Here is a 16,899-nt window from a genome sequence, read left to right as displayed (position 1 = left end):
CCGGCAGTTCCCCTTCTCGCTTAATCGTGTTCTTTTACACGCTCGATGTTCGCCCCTAACGCACGTAGTTTGTCTTCAATACGATCATAACCGCGATCGATATGATAAATACGGTCAACGATTGTTACGCCTTCAGCAACACATCCCGCCAACACCAGACTCGCGGAAGCACGTAAATCCGTTGCCATAACCTGCGCGCCAGACAGTTTTTCTACACCGTGACAAATCACGGTATTACTTTCAATCTCAGCCTGCGCGCCCATACGAATAAGCTCGGGCACATGCATAAAGCGATTTTCGAAAATGGTTTCAGTAATGATGCCCGTCCCTTCTGCCACCAGATTCAGTAAGCTGAACTGAGCCTGCATATCGGTAGGAAATCCCGGATGTGGCGCGGTACGAACGGTGACCGCTTTGGGCCGTTTGCCATGCATATCCAAGCTGATCCAGTCCTCACCAACTTCGATATCGGCGCCAGCTTCGCGCAATTTAGCCAACACCGCATCCAGCGTATCAGGGCGGGTTTGGTGACAAACCACTTTGCCACCAGAAATAGCCGCAGCAACCAGGAAAGTACCGGTTTCAATGCGGTCTGGCAGAACGCGGTAAACGCCGCCGCCCAAACGAGCAACACCTTCGATAGTGATTCTATCACTACCTGCGCCGCTGATTTTGGCACCCAACGTATTCAGGAAATTGGCTGTATCAACAATTTCCGGTTCCCGCGCGGCATTCTCAATCGTGGTCGTGCCTTCGGCGAGCGTGGCTGCACTCATGATGGTTACAGTGGCACCCACGCTGACTTTATCCATCACGATATGAGCACCTTTCAGGCGACCATTGACGGATGCCTTGACGTAGCCTTCTTCCAGTGTAATTTCCGCACCCAACTGCTCAAGGCCATTGATGTGCAAATCCACCGGACGGGCTCCAATAGCACAGCCACCAGGCAGTGAGACCTGACCTTGCCCAAAACGAGCCACCAGCGGTCCTAATGCCCAAATAGAGGCGCGCATGGTTTTCACCAGATCGTAAGGCGCACAAAAAACATTCACATCGCTGGCATCAACATGTACTGAACCATTGCGTTCAACACGGGCACCCAACTGGGTTAACAACTTCATTGTGGTATCAATGTCCCGCAATTTCGGCACATTCTGGATTTCTACCGGTTCTTCAGCAAGCAAGGCAGCAAACAGAATAGGCAATGCGGCATTCTTGGCACCGGAAATGGTTACGTCACCCGTTAGCCGGGTTGGCCCCTGCACACGAAATTTATCCATAGTCACTGTTTCTCAACGTGTTAATTCAACAATGTGTTACTTGATCACAAGCTTAAAAGCGACTCAGCTTTTTAGAACCCGTTAAGCTTGCGATCGCGCTGCCACTCTTCCGGCGTATACGCCTTGATCGACACCGCATGAATACGGTTATCCGCGATGTACTCCATCAGCGGAGCATAGACCGTTTGCTGTTTTTTCACCCGGCTCATGCCAGCGAAAAGCTCACCGACAACGATAACCTGAAAGTGGCTACCATCACCGGAAACATGGGCTTCCTCGAGTGCCAATGATGTCATCAGCACTTCTTTAATTTCATTATTTTCCATCGCTCTCGATTTCTATGTCAGGGGGGATGATAAACAGGGTGGTATCTTAGATGAATACGGCGCTATCTTAAACAAAGAAATCCCCTTATGCATCATGCCAAAAAGGGGATTTCTATCACACACACCGAGACAAACTAAGACGCCTGAGATACAGGGATGATTTCATTCAGGTTATACAATGCAATCAGCGTATTTAACCGATCGCTAACCCCAATAATTTTTAAGCTTCGTGCCTGCTGGGATTGCTGATGATAAAAATGCATCAGTAAAGCGAGCCCCGCAGAATCAACACGCTTTAATCCGGAAACATCTAACGCTGTTTTACCCGCCAGCAATGTCTCACGCTGCTCCCAGAGCGGCAAAAGCGTTTCACGATCCAGATCGCCCACTAATATCAGTGTCGATTCTTGTGACACCCAGTTCAATGCGTTTGCCATTTTTCCGCCTGGATTAACGTTGCTTATCCAGCGTAATCGGCTGCCTCGCCGCCGCTTCCAACTGCTGGGTTAAGCCATCCACGCCTTTCTGACGCAGTGTAGCAGCCCATTCATTTTGTTTGGTCGTAATCATGCTAACGCCTTCGGCGATCATGTCATAAGCTTGCCAGTTACCCGTTTGGCTATTCTTGCGCCATTGAAAGTCCAGCCGTACCGGTGGGCGTCCGCCATTATCAATGATGGAAACGCGAATAGAGATAATATCCGCATTCCCCAGCGGTTGTTCTGGCCCAATCTGGTAGGTCTGACCATGATACAGAGCCAGCGCTTGCCCATATGCCTGCGCCAGATAATTTTCAAACGCCTTAAAGTAAGCACTTCTCTGATCGGGCGTTGCTTCTTTGTAGTACCGACCCAACACGAGCGCACCGGCATAACGAATTTGCACATAAGGCAGCAATTCTTCACGCACAATGTTGCGCAAATAATCCGGATTTTGTTTGATCTGAGGCTGCTCGGCTTTCAATCGACTAAAAGTTTTTTCTGCCGCTTCATTCATCAAGCGATAAGGATTCGTTTGATCCGCAGCGTTGGCTAATGGTGCCACCACCAGTAAAGCTACCATCAGTAAACGTTTAAACATGCAGCTATCCTCTTATGGATGTGGAGTATCAGGCTGGTTCTGAGGTTCTGGCGTTGCCGCCGTGTCATTGGCTGGCCCTGAGCCTGTCTGACCGGCATTATCCCCGCTATCGCCACCGCTCTTATATAGGAATTGCCCGATGAGATCCTCTAATACCATGGCTGACTTGGTATCCTGAATCACACCGCCATCTTTCAGTATTGACGTTCCCATTTCTTCATCTTCGAAACCAATATTCAGCGACAGATATTGTTCCCCCAGCAGACCGGAAGTACGAATAGCCAAAGAACTGGTATCTGGAATATGGTTATAACGCTGCTCAATATCCATTGCGACACGTGGTAAATACGTTTTCTCATCCAGAGAAATATCCGCGACACGCCCAATCACAACACCACCAACCCGAACGGGTGAGCGAGCTTTCAGCCCGCCAATATTGTCAAACGTGGCAAATAAACGGTAGGAAGGTTCGCTACCGATTGATTTGAGATCGGCGACTTTCAGGGACAAAAAAAGGATGGCACACAGCGCAATCAGCATGAACGCGCCAACCCAAATTTCATTTTTCTTCGTTTGCATTGAATCAGTTCCCAAACATCAGTGCTGTCAGCACAAAATCCAATCCCAATACCGCAAGTGACGAATGCACAACGGTACGGGTCGTCGCCCGACTGATCCCTTCTGAAGTCGGAATCGCATCATAGCCGTTAAACAGAGCAATCCAGGTCACGGTAATCGCGAAGACGATACTTTTAATCACACAGTTTAGTATGTCCTGCCGCCATTCGACCGCGCCTTGCATGGCTGACCAGAAGAAACCGCTATCGATACCTTTCCAGTCCACGCCAACCAGCGATCCTCCCCAAATACCTACCGAGACAAAAATCACTGCCAGAAGCGGCATACTGATCAGTCCGGCCCAAAAGCGGGGGGCAACAACGCGACGTAGAGGATCAACCGCCATCATTTCCATGCTAGACAACTGCTCCGTCGCCTTCATCAGACCAATTTCTGCGGTAAGCGCCGATCCGGCACGCCCGGCAAATAACAATGCCGTGACCACCGGCCCAAGCTCACGCAGCAGCGAAAGCGCCACCATCATGCCCAGGCTGGCTTCTGCACTATAGGTGGTGAGCACAAGATAGCCTTGCAGGCCCAATACCATGCCGATGAACAGACCGGAAACCATGATGATTAATAGCGACTGCACACCGACGCTATAAAGCTGTTTGACCAGCAGCGGCCACTGTTTCCTAAATTCAGGCTTGCCCACCAACGCATTAAACAGCATCAGTCCGGCACGGCCAAACGAGGCACAGGTGGCAATTCCCTGACGTCCTAACGACGCCAACGCCCGTAATAACATGAGTGCGTTAACCCCCTGAACCTAACAGCGCAGTTTTATAATCCTCTGCCGGAAAACGGAACGGAACAGGCCCATCGGCAATACCATCCAAAAACTGACGCACGCGAGGATCATCATTCATTTTCAACTGCTCCGGCGTTCCATCTGCAATAATCTGTCGATCGGCAATGATATAGGCGTAGTCCGCAATGCTCATGACTTCCGGGACATCGTGCGACACGACAATACAGGTCACGCCTAATGCATGATTCAATTCATCAATCAGCTTGACCAACGTCCCCAACGTTATCGGATCCTGTCCGACAAACGGTTCATCAAACATGATCAGTTGTGGATCGAGCGCGATCGCCCGCGCCAGCGCCGCACGCCGCGCCATTCCACCTGAAAGTTCGGCTGGCATCAGGTCAGCAGCCCCACGTAATCCAACCGCTTCCAGCTTCATCATCACCGTGCTGCGCAACAGCGCTTCCGGCAATCGGCTGTGCTCACGTAACGGCCAGGCGACATTATCAAACACATTGAGGTCGGTAAATAACGCGCCGGACTGAAACAACATGCTCATCTTCTTGCGAGCGCTGTACAACGCGCTACGTGACAACGCGGGGACATTATCGCCATCAAACCAGATCTCCCCGCTATTAGGCTGAAGTTGCCCACCAATCAGGCGTAACAATGTCGTTTTACCAATGCCGGATGGCCCCATGATGGCGGTAACTTTCCCCTTGGGAACATTCAACGTGATATCTGTAAAAATCTGCCGCTCTCCGCGCTGAAAACTCAGGCCACGGATCTCAACCAGATTAGTATCCTTATGACTCATTATCTCATATTCCTTACCGTTCAGCATGTTACCTACAACAGCCAAGGTTAAGCCAATCACGATAATAGGCCTTCATGCCTAAATCCTAATGGTTGATATCAGGCAAAGCCCGAGTTTTACAAAAACTTACCGTAAGTTCTTGTCCAAAATGGCTGAACAAAACCGCCATAGGTTTTACTTTTCCGCCTTACCCAGTCAGAATTAGCCTTAGTATATAGAAAACATTTTTTGTGCGAAATTCGTCCAGAAATACGGGTTTATCTCCCCATAAACCTGTGATTATACCTTAATAAAGGACGCTGCATGCTTTTTGCGACCGTACTGTTGATCGTTGGCTTGGCGCTGCTGGTATATGGTGCCGATCGTTTGGTGTATGGTGCCGCGATCCTGGCGCGGGCGCTGGGTTTACCCCCCTTCATCATTGGTCTCACCATTGTTGGCTTCGGTACTTCATTACCCGAACTGATCGTCTCTGTCACCGCCGCACTGAACCATCAGGTCGATATGGCCGTCGGCAACGTACTCGGCTCCAATATTGCGAATATTCTGTTGATTCTCGGCAGCGCAACGCTGATTCGCCCTTTAACGGTTCATTCAGAATTGCTACGCCGGGAATTTCCGCTGATGCTGCTGGTCACCGTTTTATGTGGCCTCTTACTCCGCGATAACAATCTGAGCCGCATGGACGGGGTCATACTGCTGGCGGCTGGCGGGATATTTTTGTTTCTGATGATTCGAATGATGCGTCTGGCACAACAGGACGGCGTGGATAGTCTCACGCAAGAACAGGTGGCTGAACTTCCCCACGCAGACAGTAACCAAACCGTCGCCGTTTTATGGTTGATTCTCGGGCTGATTATTTTACCGATGGCAGCCCGTATGGTCATTGACAATGCCACCGTACTGGCTCGCTATTTTCACATCAGCGAACTGACTATCGGCCTCACCGTACTCGCCATTGGCACCAGCCTGCCGGAATTGGCAACCGCCATTGTTGGCACACTAAAAAAGGAAGATGATATCGCGCTAGGTAATCTGATTGGCTCGAATATCTTTAATATTACCATTGTGCTGGGCATACCCGCGCTGCTGTCACCGGGCGTGTTCAACCCCCTTGCTTTCGGACGTGACTATTGGGTCATGTTGGGAGCCAGCGCGTTACTGACAGCACTGTGTCTCAGTAGAAAACGCCGTATTGGACAACGCGCAGGCGCACTATTACTCTGCGCATTTGCCGTTTATCTCTCGGTCTTGTTCTTTATGTGATCGATAAATGACGCGCTCGACCGATTGTTTAATTAGATAATTGTTTGATGAAAAGATTGTTTAAACAACAAAATGGTTTGAACAAAAAATAGCTTGATTAGCGGCAAGTTGCTTGATTAACCAGCACATCAAGCATTCACTCAAATATGAAAACAAGCAGGATTATTCAGGTATGTCACATTTTGAACTACAACCCGGTTTTGATTTTCAATTGGCAGGTAAGCAAGTGCTAAAAACCGAGCGTGAAGGTTTAGCACAGTTGGATCAATACATCGATGACGCTTTTACACGAGCCTGCGAGAAAATTTTCTACTGTCAGGGGAAAGTGGTTGTCATGGGGATGGGAAAATCCGGGCATATCGGCTGCAAAATGGCAGCCACATTTGCCAGCACTGGCACTCCCGCTTTTTTTGTGCATCCCGGAGAGGCCAGCCACGGTGATTTAGGGATGGTCACACCGCATGACATTGTCATCGCCATTTCCAACTCAGGCGAATCCCACGAAATCCTGTCATTAATTCCCGTGTTGAAACGCCAGAAAATTTTCCTGATTTGCATGACGGGAAATCCTGAAAGCACGATGGGAAAAGCGGCAGACATCCATTTATGCGTCCATGTTCCACAAGAAGCCTGCCCATTGGGGTTAGCCCCCACCAGCAGCACCACAGCGACACTGGTGATGGGCGATGCACTCGCCGTGGCATTATTGCAAGCGCGTGGGTTTACCGCCGAAGATTTTGCCCTCTCACATCCCGGTGGCGCACTGGGCCGCAAACTTTTGCTACGCGTCAGCGATATCATGCATTCGGGCGATGAGATTCCGCACGTGCCACACGATGCCTCGCTACGCGACGCACTGGTAGAAATCACGCGCAAAAATCTGGGTATGACGGTAATCTGCGAATCAGATATGAAAATTCAAGGCATCTTCACCGATGGTGATCTACGCCGTATTTTCGACATGAATATTGACTTGAACAGCGCCCGCATTGTTGATGTGATGACCGCTGGCGGCATTCGGGTTACACCACAGACACTCGCGGTTGACGCGCTGAACCTGATGCAATCACGCCACATTACCGCGCTTTTAGTGGCAGAGAACGATCGTCTGGTGGGAATTGTCCATATGCACGATATGCTACGTGCTGGTGTGGTGTAAGACGCCGTGGCAAACGACACGTTAACGTGTCGAAAAAAACCGACACGAGTGAAGCAAAAACTGTGAAGCAAGGATAAACGCCAATGAGTGAAGTCGGGGCACAAACCGATACCTGTTATGGACCTGTCGATCAACAGGTACTGGATAAAGCCCGTGAAATTCGCCTGTTAATCTGTGATGTTGACGGCGTCATGTCTGATGGCCTGATTTATATGGGTAATCACGGTGAAGAGTTGAAAGCGTTTAATGTACGCGACGGCTATGGCATTCGTTGTCTACTGACATCCGGTATCGAGGTTGCGATCATTACCGGACGATCGGCCAAGCTCTTGCAGGATCGGTGTAAAACATTAGGCATTACCCATCTTTATCAGGGTCAATCCGATAAGGTTTTGGCCTTCAACGATCTGTTGGATAAACTGTCTGTCCCCGCCAATCAGGTTGCTTATATCGGTGATGACCTGATCGATTGGCCGGTGATGGCACAAGTCGGTTTGAGCGTTGCCGTAGCCGACGCGCACCCTCTGTTATTACCGCGTGCCGATTACGTTACGCGTATCGCGGGTGGACGCGGTGCCGTACGTGAACTTTGCGATTTAATTCTGTTCTCACAGGATAAGCTGGAGCATGCCAAAGGGTTGTCAATATGAGTAAAACCAGACGTTGGTTGACCGCGTTGCTAGCATTGCTGGCGCTCATTCTGATTGGCTGGAATATAGCGGATAACGAAACGACGGCACCCATTGATACTCCGGACCCGGCCGTACCGGTATATACCAGCGAGAAAACCACCACGCTGGTTTATAGCCCCACCGGAAAGCTGAGTTACCGTCTGATTTCGGATAAGGCAGAATATTTTAATGATGAGCAACTGAGCTGGTTTACGACGCCAGTGGCGACATTATTTAACGAGCAAGGTACGGCAACCTGGTCAGTACGCGCGGATCGCGCCAAGCTGACAAAAGACAAAATGCTCTATCTGTATGGTCATGTTGAGGTCAATAGCCTGACAAATGACTCACAGTTGGAGAGAATAAAAACAAACAATGCCCAGGTAAATCTGGTGACTCAGGACGTCTCTTCCGATGATGAAGTGACCCTATACGGTGCCAGCTTTACTTCCAACGGGATGAAAATGCGTGGCAATCTACGCAACAAGACAGCCGAGTTGATCGAAAAGGTAAAAACCTCTTATGAAATCCAAAACCAATAATCTGATGCAAAATACCCTGATCGCCAGCTCGCTGTTAGCCATCAGCGTTTCTGCGCTGGCCGTTACCGGAGATAGTAACCAGCCGATTCACATTGACTCCGCGCAGCAATCGCTGGACATGCAAAGCAACACCGTGACGTTTACCGGTAATGTCGTGGTCAAACAGGGCACTATTGAAGTCAAGGCTGACAAAGTCGTCGTTATTCGTCCTCAAGGCGCACAGGGTAAAGAGGTCGTAGAAGGTTACGGTAATCCCGTGACGTTCTACCAAATGCAGGATAACGGCAAGCCGGTAAAAGGCCGAGCCCAAAAAGTACGTTATGAGCTCGCCAGCGACCTTCTGGTTCTGACGGGCAATGCTTATTTGGAACAGATGGACAGTAATGTAAAAGGCGACCGCATCACTTATCTGGTGAAACAACAACAGATGGAAGCCTTCAGCGATAAAGGTAAACGTGTTACGACGGTATTGGTTCCTTCCCAACTTCAGGAAAAAGGGAACAAGAACACGACGACCACCTCTCAGAAACCGCAACCACGAGTCACTGAATAACTTATGGCAACATTAATCGCAGAAAATCTGGCCAAGGCGTATAAAGGCCGCAAGGTCGTGGAAAACGTGAGTCTCACCGTTAATTCAGGCGAGATTGTCGGCCTGCTAGGGCCGAACGGGGCCGGTAAGACCACCACGTTTTACATGGTCGTAGGCATCGTTCAGCGTGATGACGGACGAATTGTGATTGATGACGAGGACATCAGCCTACTGCCTTTGCACGATCGCGCCTTGCGCGGTATTGGTTATCTACCGCAAGAAGCGTCAATATTCCGTCGATTAAGCGTTTATGACAACCTGATGGCCGTTTTGCAGATCCGTAAAGATCTCACCCCTGAACAGCAGGAAGACCGTGCAAATGAACTAATGGAAGAATTCCATATTATTCACTTACGCGATAGTCTGGGACAATCACTCTCCGGTGGTGAGCGGCGTCGGGTGGAAATCGCACGAGCACTAGCAGCGAACCCTAAATTCATCCTGCTGGATGAACCCTTTGCCGGTGTTGACCCCATCTCAGTGATTGACATCAAAAAGATCATTGAGCATCTGCGAGACAGCGGACTCGGCGTATTAATTACCGACCATAACGTGCGCGAAACATTAGATGTTTGTGAACGCGCCTACATCGTGAGTCAGGGACAATTGATTGCCCATGGTTCTCCGACCGAAATACTCGCCGATGAGCAGGTAAAACGCGTCTATCTGGGCGAAGGCTTCCGACTCTGATAGTGTAGTGTTTTCAATTCATTCTCATCATTGAACCAATATAGGGACGTTAGCACCACTTATGAAGCAAGGTTTGCAACTCAGGCTTAGCCAGCAACTGGCCATGACGCCACAGCTACAGCAGGCAATCCGCCTGTTGCAACTGTCCACGCTTGAACTGCAACAAGAAATTCAATTGGCGCTGGAAAGCAACCCGTTGCTGGAACAAACGGACAATCACGAAGAAATAGAAGCATTCGATACCGCCGACAGCGATTCGCTGGATACGGGTGAAGCGTTAGAGCAAAAAGAGATGCCGGAAGAATTACCACTGGATGCCACCTGGGATGAAATCTATTCCGCAGGTACGCCATCCGGCACCGGCACAGATTATCGCGATGAGGAATTGCCCATTTATCAGGGGGAAACGACACAAACCCTTCAGGACTACTTGATGTGGCAAGTGGAGTTGACGCCGTTTTCAGAGACGGATACCGCCATTGCGACATCCATCGTCGATGCGGTGGACAATACCGGCTATCTCACCGTGCCGTTGGAAGATATTCTGGATAGTATCGGTGATGAAAACGTCACCCTCGATGAGGTGGAAGCCGTACTTAAACGAGTACAACGCTTCGACCCTGTGGGCGTCGCCGCCCGCGACCTACGAGATTGCCTGCTGGTACAGCTATCCCAGTTCTCCTCAGACACGCCCCGGCTCACTGAAGCAACGCTCATCGTCAGCGAATACCTTGATCTGCTGGCAAACCATGATTTCCGCAGCCTGATTCGCTCAACGCGCCTGAAAGAAGAGGTGCTGAAAGAAGCGCTGACGCTGATTCAATCCCTCGATCCCCGCCCCGGCCAATCTATCAACACGGGTGAGTCCGAATATGTTATCCCTGATGTACTGGTTCGCAAGCATCAGGGACATTGGGTGGTTGAATTAAATACGGATAGCGTCCCTAGGCTGCAAATTAATCAGCAATATGCTGCGTTGGGCAGCAGTGTCCGCAGCGATAGCGATGGTCAGTTTATCCGCAGCCATTTGCAGGAAGCGCGCTGGCTAATCAAAAGCCTGGAGAGCCGTAATGACACCCTGCTCAAAGTCACCCGCTGTATTGTCGAACAGCAGCAGGACTTTTTCGAACAGGGTGAAGAATTCATGAAACCGATGGTGCTGGCAGATATCGCTCAGGTCGTGGATATGCATGAATCCACCATCTCCCGGGTGACAACACAAAAGTTTCTGCACAGCCCACGCGGCATTTTTGAACTAAAATATTTCTTTTCCAGCCATGTTAATACCGATAGCGGAGGTGAAGCTTCGTCAACGGCTATTCGAGCATTGGTCAAGAAATTAGTCGCCGCAGAAAACCCCGCCAAGCCTTTAAGCGACAGCAAATTAACAACATTGCTCGCGGAACAAGGCATCATTGTGGCACGGCGTACCGTGGCAAAATACCGAGAGTCTTTATCTATCCCACCATCAAACCAACGTAAACAGTTGGTTTGATCTCAACAGAGAAGGAAGACACTATGCAGCTCAACATCACCGGACATCACATCGAAATTACCGAGCCTTTACGCGATTTCGTCAATACCAAGTTTGCCAAGTTAGAGCAATATTTTGACCGTATCAATCAGGTCAATGTGGTACTGAAAGTGGAGAAAGTGCAGCAAATCGCTGACGCCACTCTCCACGTCAACGGTGGAGAGTTGCATGCCACATCAGAAGCGGAAGATATGTACGCCGCGATCGATTTGCTGATCGATAAACTGGCCCGCCAGCTCAATAAGCATAAGGATAAGCTAAAACAGCACTAATTTTTCTTTTGCTCCATCGCGTAGCGAAAGAACTGCCCCAGCCCATAGATCTTACTACGGGCTGGGCTTACCGGAAGTGAAAGTGTCGTTAAGTGAATATAAAATGAACAATGTTCCTGATTTGCAACTCAGCACCGTGTTACGTCCAGAGTGCACCCGAAGTACCGTCCATTGCCAAAGTAAAAAAAGGGCGCTGGAGATTATCAGTGAACTGGCTGCCAAACAGCTAAATCTCCCTTCACAGATTATTTTTGATGCCATTCTTACCCGCGAACGGATGGGCAGCACAGGCATTGGCAACGGTATTGCTATCCCCCACGGTAAGCTGGAGGACGATAACGCGCTGGAGGCAATCGGTGTATTTATCCAGCTAGAACAGCCAATCGCTTTCGATGCCATTGACAATCAAGCGGTTGATTTGCTTTTTGCCTTGCTGGTTCCAGCAGAACAATGTAAAACGCACTTACATACGCTGTCGCTTATTGCCAAACGGCTGGCAGATAAAACCGTTTGTCGGCGTCTACGTGCAGCGCAAAGCGATGAAGAGTTGTATCAGATTATGACGGAAGCGGGTTAACCCTGTGGTAAGCATAGAGGTCGGGAATCACAGCATTTTTATGCCTCGAATGCTCATCGTTCATTTTCTGGCAACGTATGATAAAAACAATGACAAGGTGGTCATACCATCACATGGTCAGGGGGGAGTCGTCAGATGGTACTGATGATTGTCAGTGGTCGCTCAGGGTCAGGGAAATCCGTCGCTCTGCGCGCGCTGGAAGATATGGGGTTCTACTGCGTAGATAACCTGCCAGTGGTCTTGTTACCAGAATTGGCTAGCACGCTGGCAACACGCAATATCTCCGCAGCGGTCAGTATTGATGTGCGCAACATGCCAGAATCGCCAGAGGTGTTTGAACATGCCATGGCGCAGCTGCCACAAAGTTTTTCACCTCAGTTATTATTCCTTGATGCCGATCGCAATACACTGATCCGCCGCTATAGTGACACCCGTCGACTGCACCCGCTATCCAGTAGAAATCTATCACTGGAAAGCGCAATTGATGAAGAAAGCGATCTGCTTGAGCCATTACGCTCACGGGCCGATTTGATCATTGATACGTCTGAAATGTCAGTACATGAATTGGCTGAGATGCTACGTACCCGTCTGCTAGGCAAGCGGGAACGAGAACTGACGATGGTCTTTGAATCTTTCGGCTATAAGCATGGTATTCCCATTGATGCCGACTATGTGTTTGATGTGCGTTTTTTACCTAACCCACACTGGGATCCTAAACTCCGCCCCATGACGGGCCTGGATAAACCTGTCGCCGCCTTCCTCGATCGACACACTGAAGTTCATAATTTCATCTATCAGACACGCAGTTATCTGGAACTATGGCTCCCCATGCTGGAGACCAATAATCGCAGCTATCTGACCGTGGCGATTGGTTGTACCGGTGGCAAGCACCGCTCCGTTTATGTTGCAGAGCAACTGGCGGACTACTTCCGCTCACGCGGCAAAAACGTTCAATCTCGGCATCGTACGCTGGAAAAACGTAAACCATGATATCGGATAGCCTATGACGGTCCGACAAACGGTTGAAATAAAAAATAAACTCGGCATGCATGCCAGACCCGCCATGAAATTGTTTGAGCTGGTGCAGAGTTTTAACGCTGAGGTGATTTTGCGTAACGATAGCGGCACGGAGGCCGAAGCCAGTAGCGTCATTGCCATGTTGATGCTCGACTCGGCCAAAGGAAAATACCTTGAAGTAGAGGCTACTGGGCCCGACGAAATAAAAGCGCTGGCAGCGGTGATCCAACTGTTTGAGGCCGGTTTTGATGAAGAATAATCGCCCAATCATGCGACATCTCAAATAAAATGATAGGCGCTCCTGCAAGGAACAGAAGGGTGACGAAAACAAGGACTGATAGGTAACAGAATGAATACTCAATTAATAACATCATCTTTTATTTCAAATGGATTTTCTAGAGAAAGTCATGCTGATTTTTTTAGAGAAAACAATGGTTTTATAAATTGTGTCAATTTTCAAATAAAAACGACAGGCGACGTTTTATTTATCAATTTAGGTGTTCATCCTATGTTTGATCAGTTAGACCATCGCCCTTATCCTAAAAAAGAAATTGATTGTTATATCCGTAGCCGACTGTCTACAAATAAACCCCTGAGTATTGCATTGCTGGACTCACCAGATGATATTTCTTTCATTATTAATGAGATAGAAGAAAAGTCTCGAACTTTTTTTGATTTTTTTAGTTCTATTGACGATGTTTTTTCCCTTCTTAGCATTGATAACATTAAAGAGAAAAATATTGCTACTCCATTAAATGGAGTGACGCCGGTTAGATTAATATCAATGTGTATGTATTACCATATTTTAAAAAATAATATAGATGTCGCTCGTGATTTTGCAAACTATGGGGTGTCTATCTCAGGAATGGGCGTAAGCCTAAAGAAAGTGTTTAAGAAAATATTAAGAGACACTGAAAGCAATGATTAATAAGAAGTGCTATTCTTCTAGTTAAATAGGCCTATACCCGTCATACTTCAAGTTGCATGTGCGTTGGCTGCGTTCAGTCACCCGAATCACTTACTCAAGTAAGCTCATCGGGATTCCTTCGCTTGCCGCCTTCCTGAAACTTGAATTATTTAGGGTATATCGATTTAGTAGAGAAAAATTTTACCTCAATCAAAATATGGATACTCTTTGCTATGAGTCAATCTGTCGAGATAGTTTTAAAAGAGACTTTAGATGCTGTTTATGATGCGCTTGAGTTACATAAAAATAATCAACCAGCACCGTTATCTATAAGTTTTTTAAACAAAACAGCATTAGAGTTAAAACAAATGATAAAAATCATGGACCCGAGTATTTATAAACCCGGATACCCCCGATTCGCTTTAGATTGGCCAGATGACGCCGAACTTATAGACAAGTTAATTTCAGCCAGTTACCTGTATGGAAAAATAAAGTCTAAAGGTAAAAAATAAAGTTATGATCGAATAAAAAGCTGAAAGTGTTCTAATCATCCTTTCGATCCTATTTTATCCGTTATTTATTTCGCAATCTGCATCGTTTTCGCTCAAGCAAGATGAAAAGCGATGCATACGTCTCCAAAAACCCAAATGGCTAATGTCAGCGGCGGTTGACGCTGCTATGATGTCACACAGGCAGACTGGCAAGTCACAGCGTGGCGGTAGCGTGTCTGAGGGGAAAAGGGATCAGATAACTGATAGAATCAACGAATGAGTCTATTATGAAAATAAATAATGCTATCGATATATTAACCGATCTCATCATTGATGCAGAAAATAATAGTCACGTTCAGCATATTGATTTTTATAAATCAGCGGTGCGGGTGTTACAAAGTAAAACCTTAAATAACGCTGAGTTGGAGAATCTACATAGAAATTTTTGTGGTTATTTGGCGAATGGATACTTTCATAACAATGAATATCAAAACATTTTAAAATTGATTGAATTATTAAAATGATGATGATTCCTGTGAAATATATCTCTAACGTCAAAATCCGTACCATTTGGAAAAACCAAGAAAAAACACAACTTATTATGAAAAAAAAGCACGAGATAGATACAAGATTTTCGATTGCAGTCAATACAGGGCGTAGTGCCTTAGAAACCGTAAATCTTATGGGTGAAATATTACCTCATTTAACAAGAAGTACTGCACTTTCCTTTTTAGAGGATAAAAACAGGTTGGTCTTAGAGAAGAATTTTGAGCATGATAATAACAAACTCTATGATGAAGATGGGTGGATGTTCTATCAGTATGAAATATCTATATTTCCTATTACTGAAACAGATATGGAATATCAAAGAAATTTATCAAAGAGGATATTAGATGCATTTAGAAATCATGGATATTTAGCTGAAATTATTTGTGACAGTGACTTTCCACTCTAATTAATTTAAATTTCAGGAAAAAACTTAACGTATTTCACAACGCGAAACGTTAGTTTCGATGGACTAATTGAAAAATATGGAATACTTTTACGACAAACAAAAAATAAAAATTTATTTTAATAGCATAATTATCCGCTCTCGTCATTCTGGACCGAAACTATTATCAGAAATAGAAGGCCACTTACTAATAGAAATAAATGATGACGTATTTTTTAACGAATCCGGTATTTTATTACTTGAGTTAGCTAAAGAGCTAACTGACTGGATATCAGCAGGAAGCGGCGATTTTATCTATTACTCAATGGACTATGAAGATGGGCCTATATTATCCTTCCAGGAAAATCAAAGCGGCTGGAGATTGTCCAGCGTTTGGTGTGACACGTATTACGAAAACATGAGTTATATTAACTTTGTTAAGCAAGCTGAATGCTTCATCTCTACTTTATTCAGTGAATTGAAAAATAATAATATTCATTTTAGTCGTGACGGCATCGTTTTATACGACGCTGATTGAGTGCAGCACGACTCTGGACACAACGCGATTGAACACCGTAAAGCTGAAACTGACCGCAACCAATTCATAGCAGGTACAAGCAAAGGGCTAGCCTGACCAACGCTGGTCGAGCATGTTAACAAACTCGACAAGCGTCGATTTAAAACCATTATTATTCAATGAATTATATTGCATAGGAAGTATTCCCATGTCAGAAATAGCCCAATGATACGGGGAGTTTACTGTCCTTCGTGATAGAGATCTCTTTTCTTTCTCCTCAGAAGCACCTACTATCCTCTTACATCTATTTTTCTTATACACCCCCGCTCCACTGGCGCGGGGGTGTTGCTTTTACGTCATCTGGAAATAACAACTGGAGAGGAGTATGACGAAACCTAACCTGACAATCAGTGAATTGGACGCAGAACGTCTGGATATGTTACTGGAGCAGCCCGCTTTTGCTGGCAGCAATATCGCTCAGGCTTTGAATGACGAGCTTGATCGTGCGGAGATCTTACCTTCCGCCAATATCCCTTCGGATGTGGTCACGATGAACAGTCGGGTGCGTTTCCGCGATCTGATCGCTAATGAGGAACACATCCGCACGCTGGTTTATCCGGCAACCGTGAAAGACAGCAAAGAACATTTGTCTGTCATGGCTCCTCTGGGGGCGGCACTGCTGGGAATGCATGTGGGGAATACCATTGTCTGGCAGTTGCCGAATGGGGAAGAAACACATATCGAAGTGCTGGAGTTGCTTTATCAGCCTGAAGCTGCGGGTGAATACCATCGCTAAGCGGTGACCGCGCAGCAGAAAAAATGACAAACCGTCGGACAATGCCGACGGTGACGGTTCTC

Annotated in this window: 24 protein-coding genes; 17 read left to right on the top strand and 7 right to left on the bottom strand. The window is 47.3% G+C overall.

The window, feature by feature from the left end; translation table 11 throughout:
* Nucleotides 1-20: 20 nt before the first annotated feature.
* The 7 genes from murA to mlaF all read right to left on the bottom strand — a co-directional run bounded on the left by murA (nucleotide 21) and on the right by mlaF (nucleotide 4,875).
* Nucleotides 21-1,283 carry a UDP-N-acetylglucosamine 1-carboxyvinyltransferase gene (murA, locus tag ACKPVM_RS11045; protein WP_409309095.1) on the bottom strand — a complete coding sequence of 421 codons (1,263 nt, stop codon included), beginning with the start codon at nucleotides 1,281-1,283 and terminating at the stop codon, nucleotides 21-23.
* Between the two features lie 71 nt (nucleotides 1,284-1,354).
* A complete protein-coding gene (ibaG, locus tag ACKPVM_RS11040) occupies nucleotides 1,355-1,609 on the bottom strand; it encodes a BolA family iron metabolism protein IbaG (protein ID WP_409309094.1) in 255 nt (84 codons plus the stop codon).
* Between the two features lie 134 nt (nucleotides 1,610-1,743).
* Complete coding sequence (gene mlaB / locus ACKPVM_RS11035; protein ID WP_409309093.1) at nucleotides 1,744-2,046, bottom strand: lipid asymmetry maintenance protein MlaB; 303 nt, start codon at nucleotides 2,044-2,046, stop codon at nucleotides 1,744-1,746.
* Nucleotides 2,047-2,059: 13 nt separating this feature from the next.
* Nucleotides 2,060-2,689: a phospholipid-binding protein MlaC gene (mlaC, locus tag ACKPVM_RS11030; RefSeq protein ID WP_409309092.1), complete on the bottom strand. Its 630-nt coding sequence runs from the start codon at nucleotides 2,687-2,689 to the stop codon at nucleotides 2,060-2,062.
* 12 nt (nucleotides 2,690-2,701) lie between these two features.
* Entirely contained in the window at nucleotides 2,702-3,268 is a 567-nt protein-coding gene (gene mlaD / locus ACKPVM_RS11025) for an outer membrane lipid asymmetry maintenance protein MlaD (RefSeq protein WP_409309091.1), read from the bottom strand.
* A gap of 4 nt (nucleotides 3,269-3,272) precedes the next feature.
* Nucleotides 3,273-4,055 carry a lipid asymmetry maintenance ABC transporter permease subunit MlaE gene (gene mlaE, locus ACKPVM_RS11020; RefSeq protein ID WP_409309090.1) on the bottom strand — a complete coding sequence of 261 codons (783 nt, stop codon included), beginning with the start codon at nucleotides 4,053-4,055 and terminating at the stop codon, nucleotides 3,273-3,275.
* A gap of 7 nt (nucleotides 4,056-4,062) precedes the next feature.
* Nucleotides 4,063-4,875, bottom strand: a complete 813-nt coding sequence (gene mlaF, locus ACKPVM_RS11015) for a phospholipid ABC transporter ATP-binding protein MlaF (RefSeq protein ID WP_409309089.1) — start codon at nucleotides 4,873-4,875, stop codon at nucleotides 4,063-4,065.
* A gap of 303 nt (nucleotides 4,876-5,178) precedes the next feature.
* Here mlaF and ACKPVM_RS11010 point away from each other — a divergent pair, with 303 nt between their 5' ends.
* The 17 genes from ACKPVM_RS11010 (at nucleotide 5,179) to rnk (ending at nucleotide 16,837) form a co-directional block, all read left to right on the top strand.
* A complete protein-coding gene (locus ACKPVM_RS11010; protein WP_409309088.1) occupies nucleotides 5,179-6,141 on the top strand; it encodes a calcium/sodium antiporter in 963 nt (320 codons plus the stop codon).
* 172 nt (nucleotides 6,142-6,313) lie between these two features.
* The gene (gene kdsD, locus ACKPVM_RS11005) at nucleotides 6,314-7,300 is read left to right on the top strand and encodes an arabinose-5-phosphate isomerase KdsD (RefSeq protein ID WP_409309087.1); all 987 of its coding nucleotides are present in this window, start codon (nucleotides 6,314-6,316) and stop codon (nucleotides 7,298-7,300) included.
* A gap of 83 nt (nucleotides 7,301-7,383) precedes the next feature.
* Entirely contained in the window at nucleotides 7,384-7,950 is a 567-nt protein-coding gene (kdsC, locus tag ACKPVM_RS11000) for a 3-deoxy-manno-octulosonate-8-phosphatase KdsC (RefSeq protein ID WP_409309086.1), read from the top strand.
* Nucleotides 7,947-8,513: an LPS export ABC transporter periplasmic protein LptC gene (gene lptC / locus ACKPVM_RS10995; protein WP_409309085.1), complete on the top strand. Its 567-nt coding sequence runs from the start codon at nucleotides 7,947-7,949 to the stop codon at nucleotides 8,511-8,513. The genes kdsC and lptC overlap by 4 nt, the downstream gene beginning before the upstream one ends.
* Complete coding sequence (gene lptA, locus ACKPVM_RS10990; RefSeq protein ID WP_409309084.1) at nucleotides 8,494-9,066, top strand: lipopolysaccharide ABC transporter substrate-binding protein LptA; 573 nt, start codon at nucleotides 8,494-8,496, stop codon at nucleotides 9,064-9,066. The genes lptC and lptA overlap by 20 nt, the downstream gene beginning before the upstream one ends.
* A gap of 3 nt (nucleotides 9,067-9,069) precedes the next feature.
* Nucleotides 9,070-9,795 carry an LPS export ABC transporter ATP-binding protein gene (lptB, locus tag ACKPVM_RS10985; RefSeq protein WP_409309083.1) on the top strand — a complete coding sequence of 242 codons (726 nt, stop codon included), beginning with the start codon at nucleotides 9,070-9,072 and terminating at the stop codon, nucleotides 9,793-9,795.
* A gap of 61 nt (nucleotides 9,796-9,856) precedes the next feature.
* On the top strand, nucleotides 9,857-11,290 hold the full coding sequence (gene rpoN / locus ACKPVM_RS10980) for an RNA polymerase factor sigma-54 (protein WP_409309082.1): 1,434 nt from the start codon (nucleotides 9,857-9,859) through the stop codon (nucleotides 11,288-11,290).
* Nucleotides 11,291-11,313: 23 nt separating this feature from the next.
* Entirely contained in the window at nucleotides 11,314-11,601 is a 288-nt protein-coding gene (gene hpf, locus ACKPVM_RS10975; protein WP_409309081.1) for a ribosome hibernation promoting factor, read from the top strand.
* Nucleotides 11,602-11,704: 103 nt separating this feature from the next.
* Nucleotides 11,705-12,178 (top strand): PTS IIA-like nitrogen regulatory protein PtsN, encoded by a 474-nt coding sequence (gene ptsN / locus ACKPVM_RS10970; protein ID WP_409309205.1) that lies wholly within the window; start codon nucleotides 11,705-11,707, stop codon nucleotides 12,176-12,178.
* A 135-nt stretch (nucleotides 12,179-12,313) separates the two neighbouring features.
* The gene (rapZ, locus tag ACKPVM_RS10965) at nucleotides 12,314-13,168 is read left to right on the top strand and encodes an RNase adapter RapZ (RefSeq protein WP_409309080.1); all 855 of its coding nucleotides are present in this window, start codon (nucleotides 12,314-12,316) and stop codon (nucleotides 13,166-13,168) included.
* A 13-nt stretch (nucleotides 13,169-13,181) separates the two neighbouring features.
* Nucleotides 13,182-13,454 carry a PTS phosphocarrier protein NPr gene (npr, locus tag ACKPVM_RS10960; RefSeq protein WP_409309079.1) on the top strand — a complete coding sequence of 91 codons (273 nt, stop codon included), beginning with the start codon at nucleotides 13,182-13,184 and terminating at the stop codon, nucleotides 13,452-13,454.
* A 90-nt stretch (nucleotides 13,455-13,544) separates the two neighbouring features.
* Nucleotides 13,545-14,123: a DUF4304 domain-containing protein gene (locus tag ACKPVM_RS10955; protein ID WP_409309078.1), complete on the top strand. Its 579-nt coding sequence runs from the start codon at nucleotides 13,545-13,547 to the stop codon at nucleotides 14,121-14,123.
* Nucleotides 14,124-14,335: 212 nt separating this feature from the next.
* Nucleotides 14,336-14,614: a hypothetical protein gene (locus tag ACKPVM_RS10950; RefSeq protein WP_409309077.1), complete on the top strand. Its 279-nt coding sequence runs from the start codon at nucleotides 14,336-14,338 to the stop codon at nucleotides 14,612-14,614.
* 266 nt (nucleotides 14,615-14,880) lie between these two features.
* The gene (locus tag ACKPVM_RS10945) at nucleotides 14,881-15,117 is read left to right on the top strand and encodes a hypothetical protein (RefSeq protein WP_409309076.1); all 237 of its coding nucleotides are present in this window, start codon (nucleotides 14,881-14,883) and stop codon (nucleotides 15,115-15,117) included.
* On the top strand, nucleotides 15,114-15,548 hold the full coding sequence (locus ACKPVM_RS10940; RefSeq protein WP_409309075.1) for a hypothetical protein: 435 nt from the start codon (nucleotides 15,114-15,116) through the stop codon (nucleotides 15,546-15,548). The genes ACKPVM_RS10945 and ACKPVM_RS10940 overlap by 4 nt, the downstream gene beginning before the upstream one ends.
* A gap of 76 nt (nucleotides 15,549-15,624) precedes the next feature.
* Nucleotides 15,625-16,062 carry a DUF7878 domain-containing protein gene (locus ACKPVM_RS10935; protein WP_498044275.1) on the top strand — a complete coding sequence of 146 codons (438 nt, stop codon included), beginning with the start codon at nucleotides 15,625-15,627 and terminating at the stop codon, nucleotides 16,060-16,062.
* Between the two features lie 364 nt (nucleotides 16,063-16,426).
* Entirely contained in the window at nucleotides 16,427-16,837 is a 411-nt protein-coding gene (gene rnk, locus ACKPVM_RS10930) for a nucleoside diphosphate kinase regulator (RefSeq protein ID WP_409309073.1), read from the top strand.
* Nucleotides 16,838-16,899 lie beyond the last annotated feature (62 nt).

It is taken from the genome of Pectobacterium hainanensis, from assembly GCF_046237015.1.
GTDB lineage: Bacteria > Pseudomonadota > Gammaproteobacteria > Enterobacterales > Enterobacteriaceae > JBJYIN01.
The sequence above is the reverse complement of the archived record's forward strand: the minus strand, read 5'-3'. Positions and strand labels throughout refer to the sequence as shown.

Coding starts and splice junctions, on each gene's coding strand:
- murA (WP_409309095.1), bottom strand. CDS start 1,283: ATGGATAAATTTCGTGTGCAGGGGCCAACCCGGCTAACGGGTGACGTA.
- ibaG (WP_409309094.1), bottom strand. CDS start 1,609: ATGGAAAATAATGAAATTAAAGAAGTGCTGATGACATCATTGGCACTC.
- mlaB (WP_409309093.1), bottom strand. CDS start 2,046: ATGGCAAACGCATTGAACTGGGTGTCACAAGAATCGACACTGATATTA.
- mlaC (WP_409309092.1), bottom strand. CDS start 2,689: ATGTTTAAACGTTTACTGATGGTAGCTTTACTGGTGGTGGCACCATTA.
- mlaD (WP_409309091.1), bottom strand. CDS start 3,268: ATGCAAACGAAGAAAAATGAAATTTGGGTTGGCGCGTTCATGCTGATT.
- mlaE (WP_409309090.1), bottom strand. CDS start 4,055: ATGTTATTACGGGCGTTGGCGTCGTTAGGACGTCAGGGAATTGCCACC.
- mlaF (WP_409309089.1), bottom strand. CDS start 4,875: ATGAGTCATAAGGATACTAATCTGGTTGAGATCCGTGGCCTGAGTTTT.
- ACKPVM_RS11010 (WP_409309088.1), top strand. CDS start 5,179: ATGCTTTTTGCGACCGTACTGTTGATCGTTGGCTTGGCGCTGCTGGTA.
- kdsD (WP_409309087.1), top strand. CDS start 6,314: ATGTCACATTTTGAACTACAACCCGGTTTTGATTTTCAATTGGCAGGT.
- kdsC (WP_409309086.1), top strand. CDS start 7,384: ATGAGTGAAGTCGGGGCACAAACCGATACCTGTTATGGACCTGTCGAT.
- lptC (WP_409309085.1), top strand. CDS start 7,947: ATGAGTAAAACCAGACGTTGGTTGACCGCGTTGCTAGCATTGCTGGCG.
- lptA (WP_409309084.1), top strand. CDS start 8,494: ATGAAATCCAAAACCAATAATCTGATGCAAAATACCCTGATCGCCAGC.
- lptB (WP_409309083.1), top strand. CDS start 9,070: ATGGCAACATTAATCGCAGAAAATCTGGCCAAGGCGTATAAAGGCCGC.
- rpoN (WP_409309082.1), top strand. CDS start 9,857: ATGAAGCAAGGTTTGCAACTCAGGCTTAGCCAGCAACTGGCCATGACG.
- hpf (WP_409309081.1), top strand. CDS start 11,314: ATGCAGCTCAACATCACCGGACATCACATCGAAATTACCGAGCCTTTA.
- ptsN (WP_409309205.1), top strand. CDS start 11,705: ATGAACAATGTTCCTGATTTGCAACTCAGCACCGTGTTACGTCCAGAG.
- rapZ (WP_409309080.1), top strand. CDS start 12,314: ATGGTACTGATGATTGTCAGTGGTCGCTCAGGGTCAGGGAAATCCGTC.
- npr (WP_409309079.1), top strand. CDS start 13,182: ATGACGGTCCGACAAACGGTTGAAATAAAAAATAAACTCGGCATGCAT.
- ACKPVM_RS10955 (WP_409309078.1), top strand. CDS start 13,545: ATGAATACTCAATTAATAACATCATCTTTTATTTCAAATGGATTTTCT.
- ACKPVM_RS10950 (WP_409309077.1), top strand. CDS start 14,336: ATGAGTCAATCTGTCGAGATAGTTTTAAAAGAGACTTTAGATGCTGTT.
- ACKPVM_RS10945 (WP_409309076.1), top strand. CDS start 14,881: ATGAAAATAAATAATGCTATCGATATATTAACCGATCTCATCATTGAT.
- ACKPVM_RS10940 (WP_409309075.1), top strand. CDS start 15,114: ATGATGATGATTCCTGTGAAATATATCTCTAACGTCAAAATCCGTACC.
- ACKPVM_RS10935 (WP_498044275.1), top strand. CDS start 15,625: ATGGAATACTTTTACGACAAACAAAAAATAAAAATTTATTTTAATAGC.
- rnk (WP_409309073.1), top strand. CDS start 16,427: ATGACGAAACCTAACCTGACAATCAGTGAATTGGACGCAGAACGTCTG.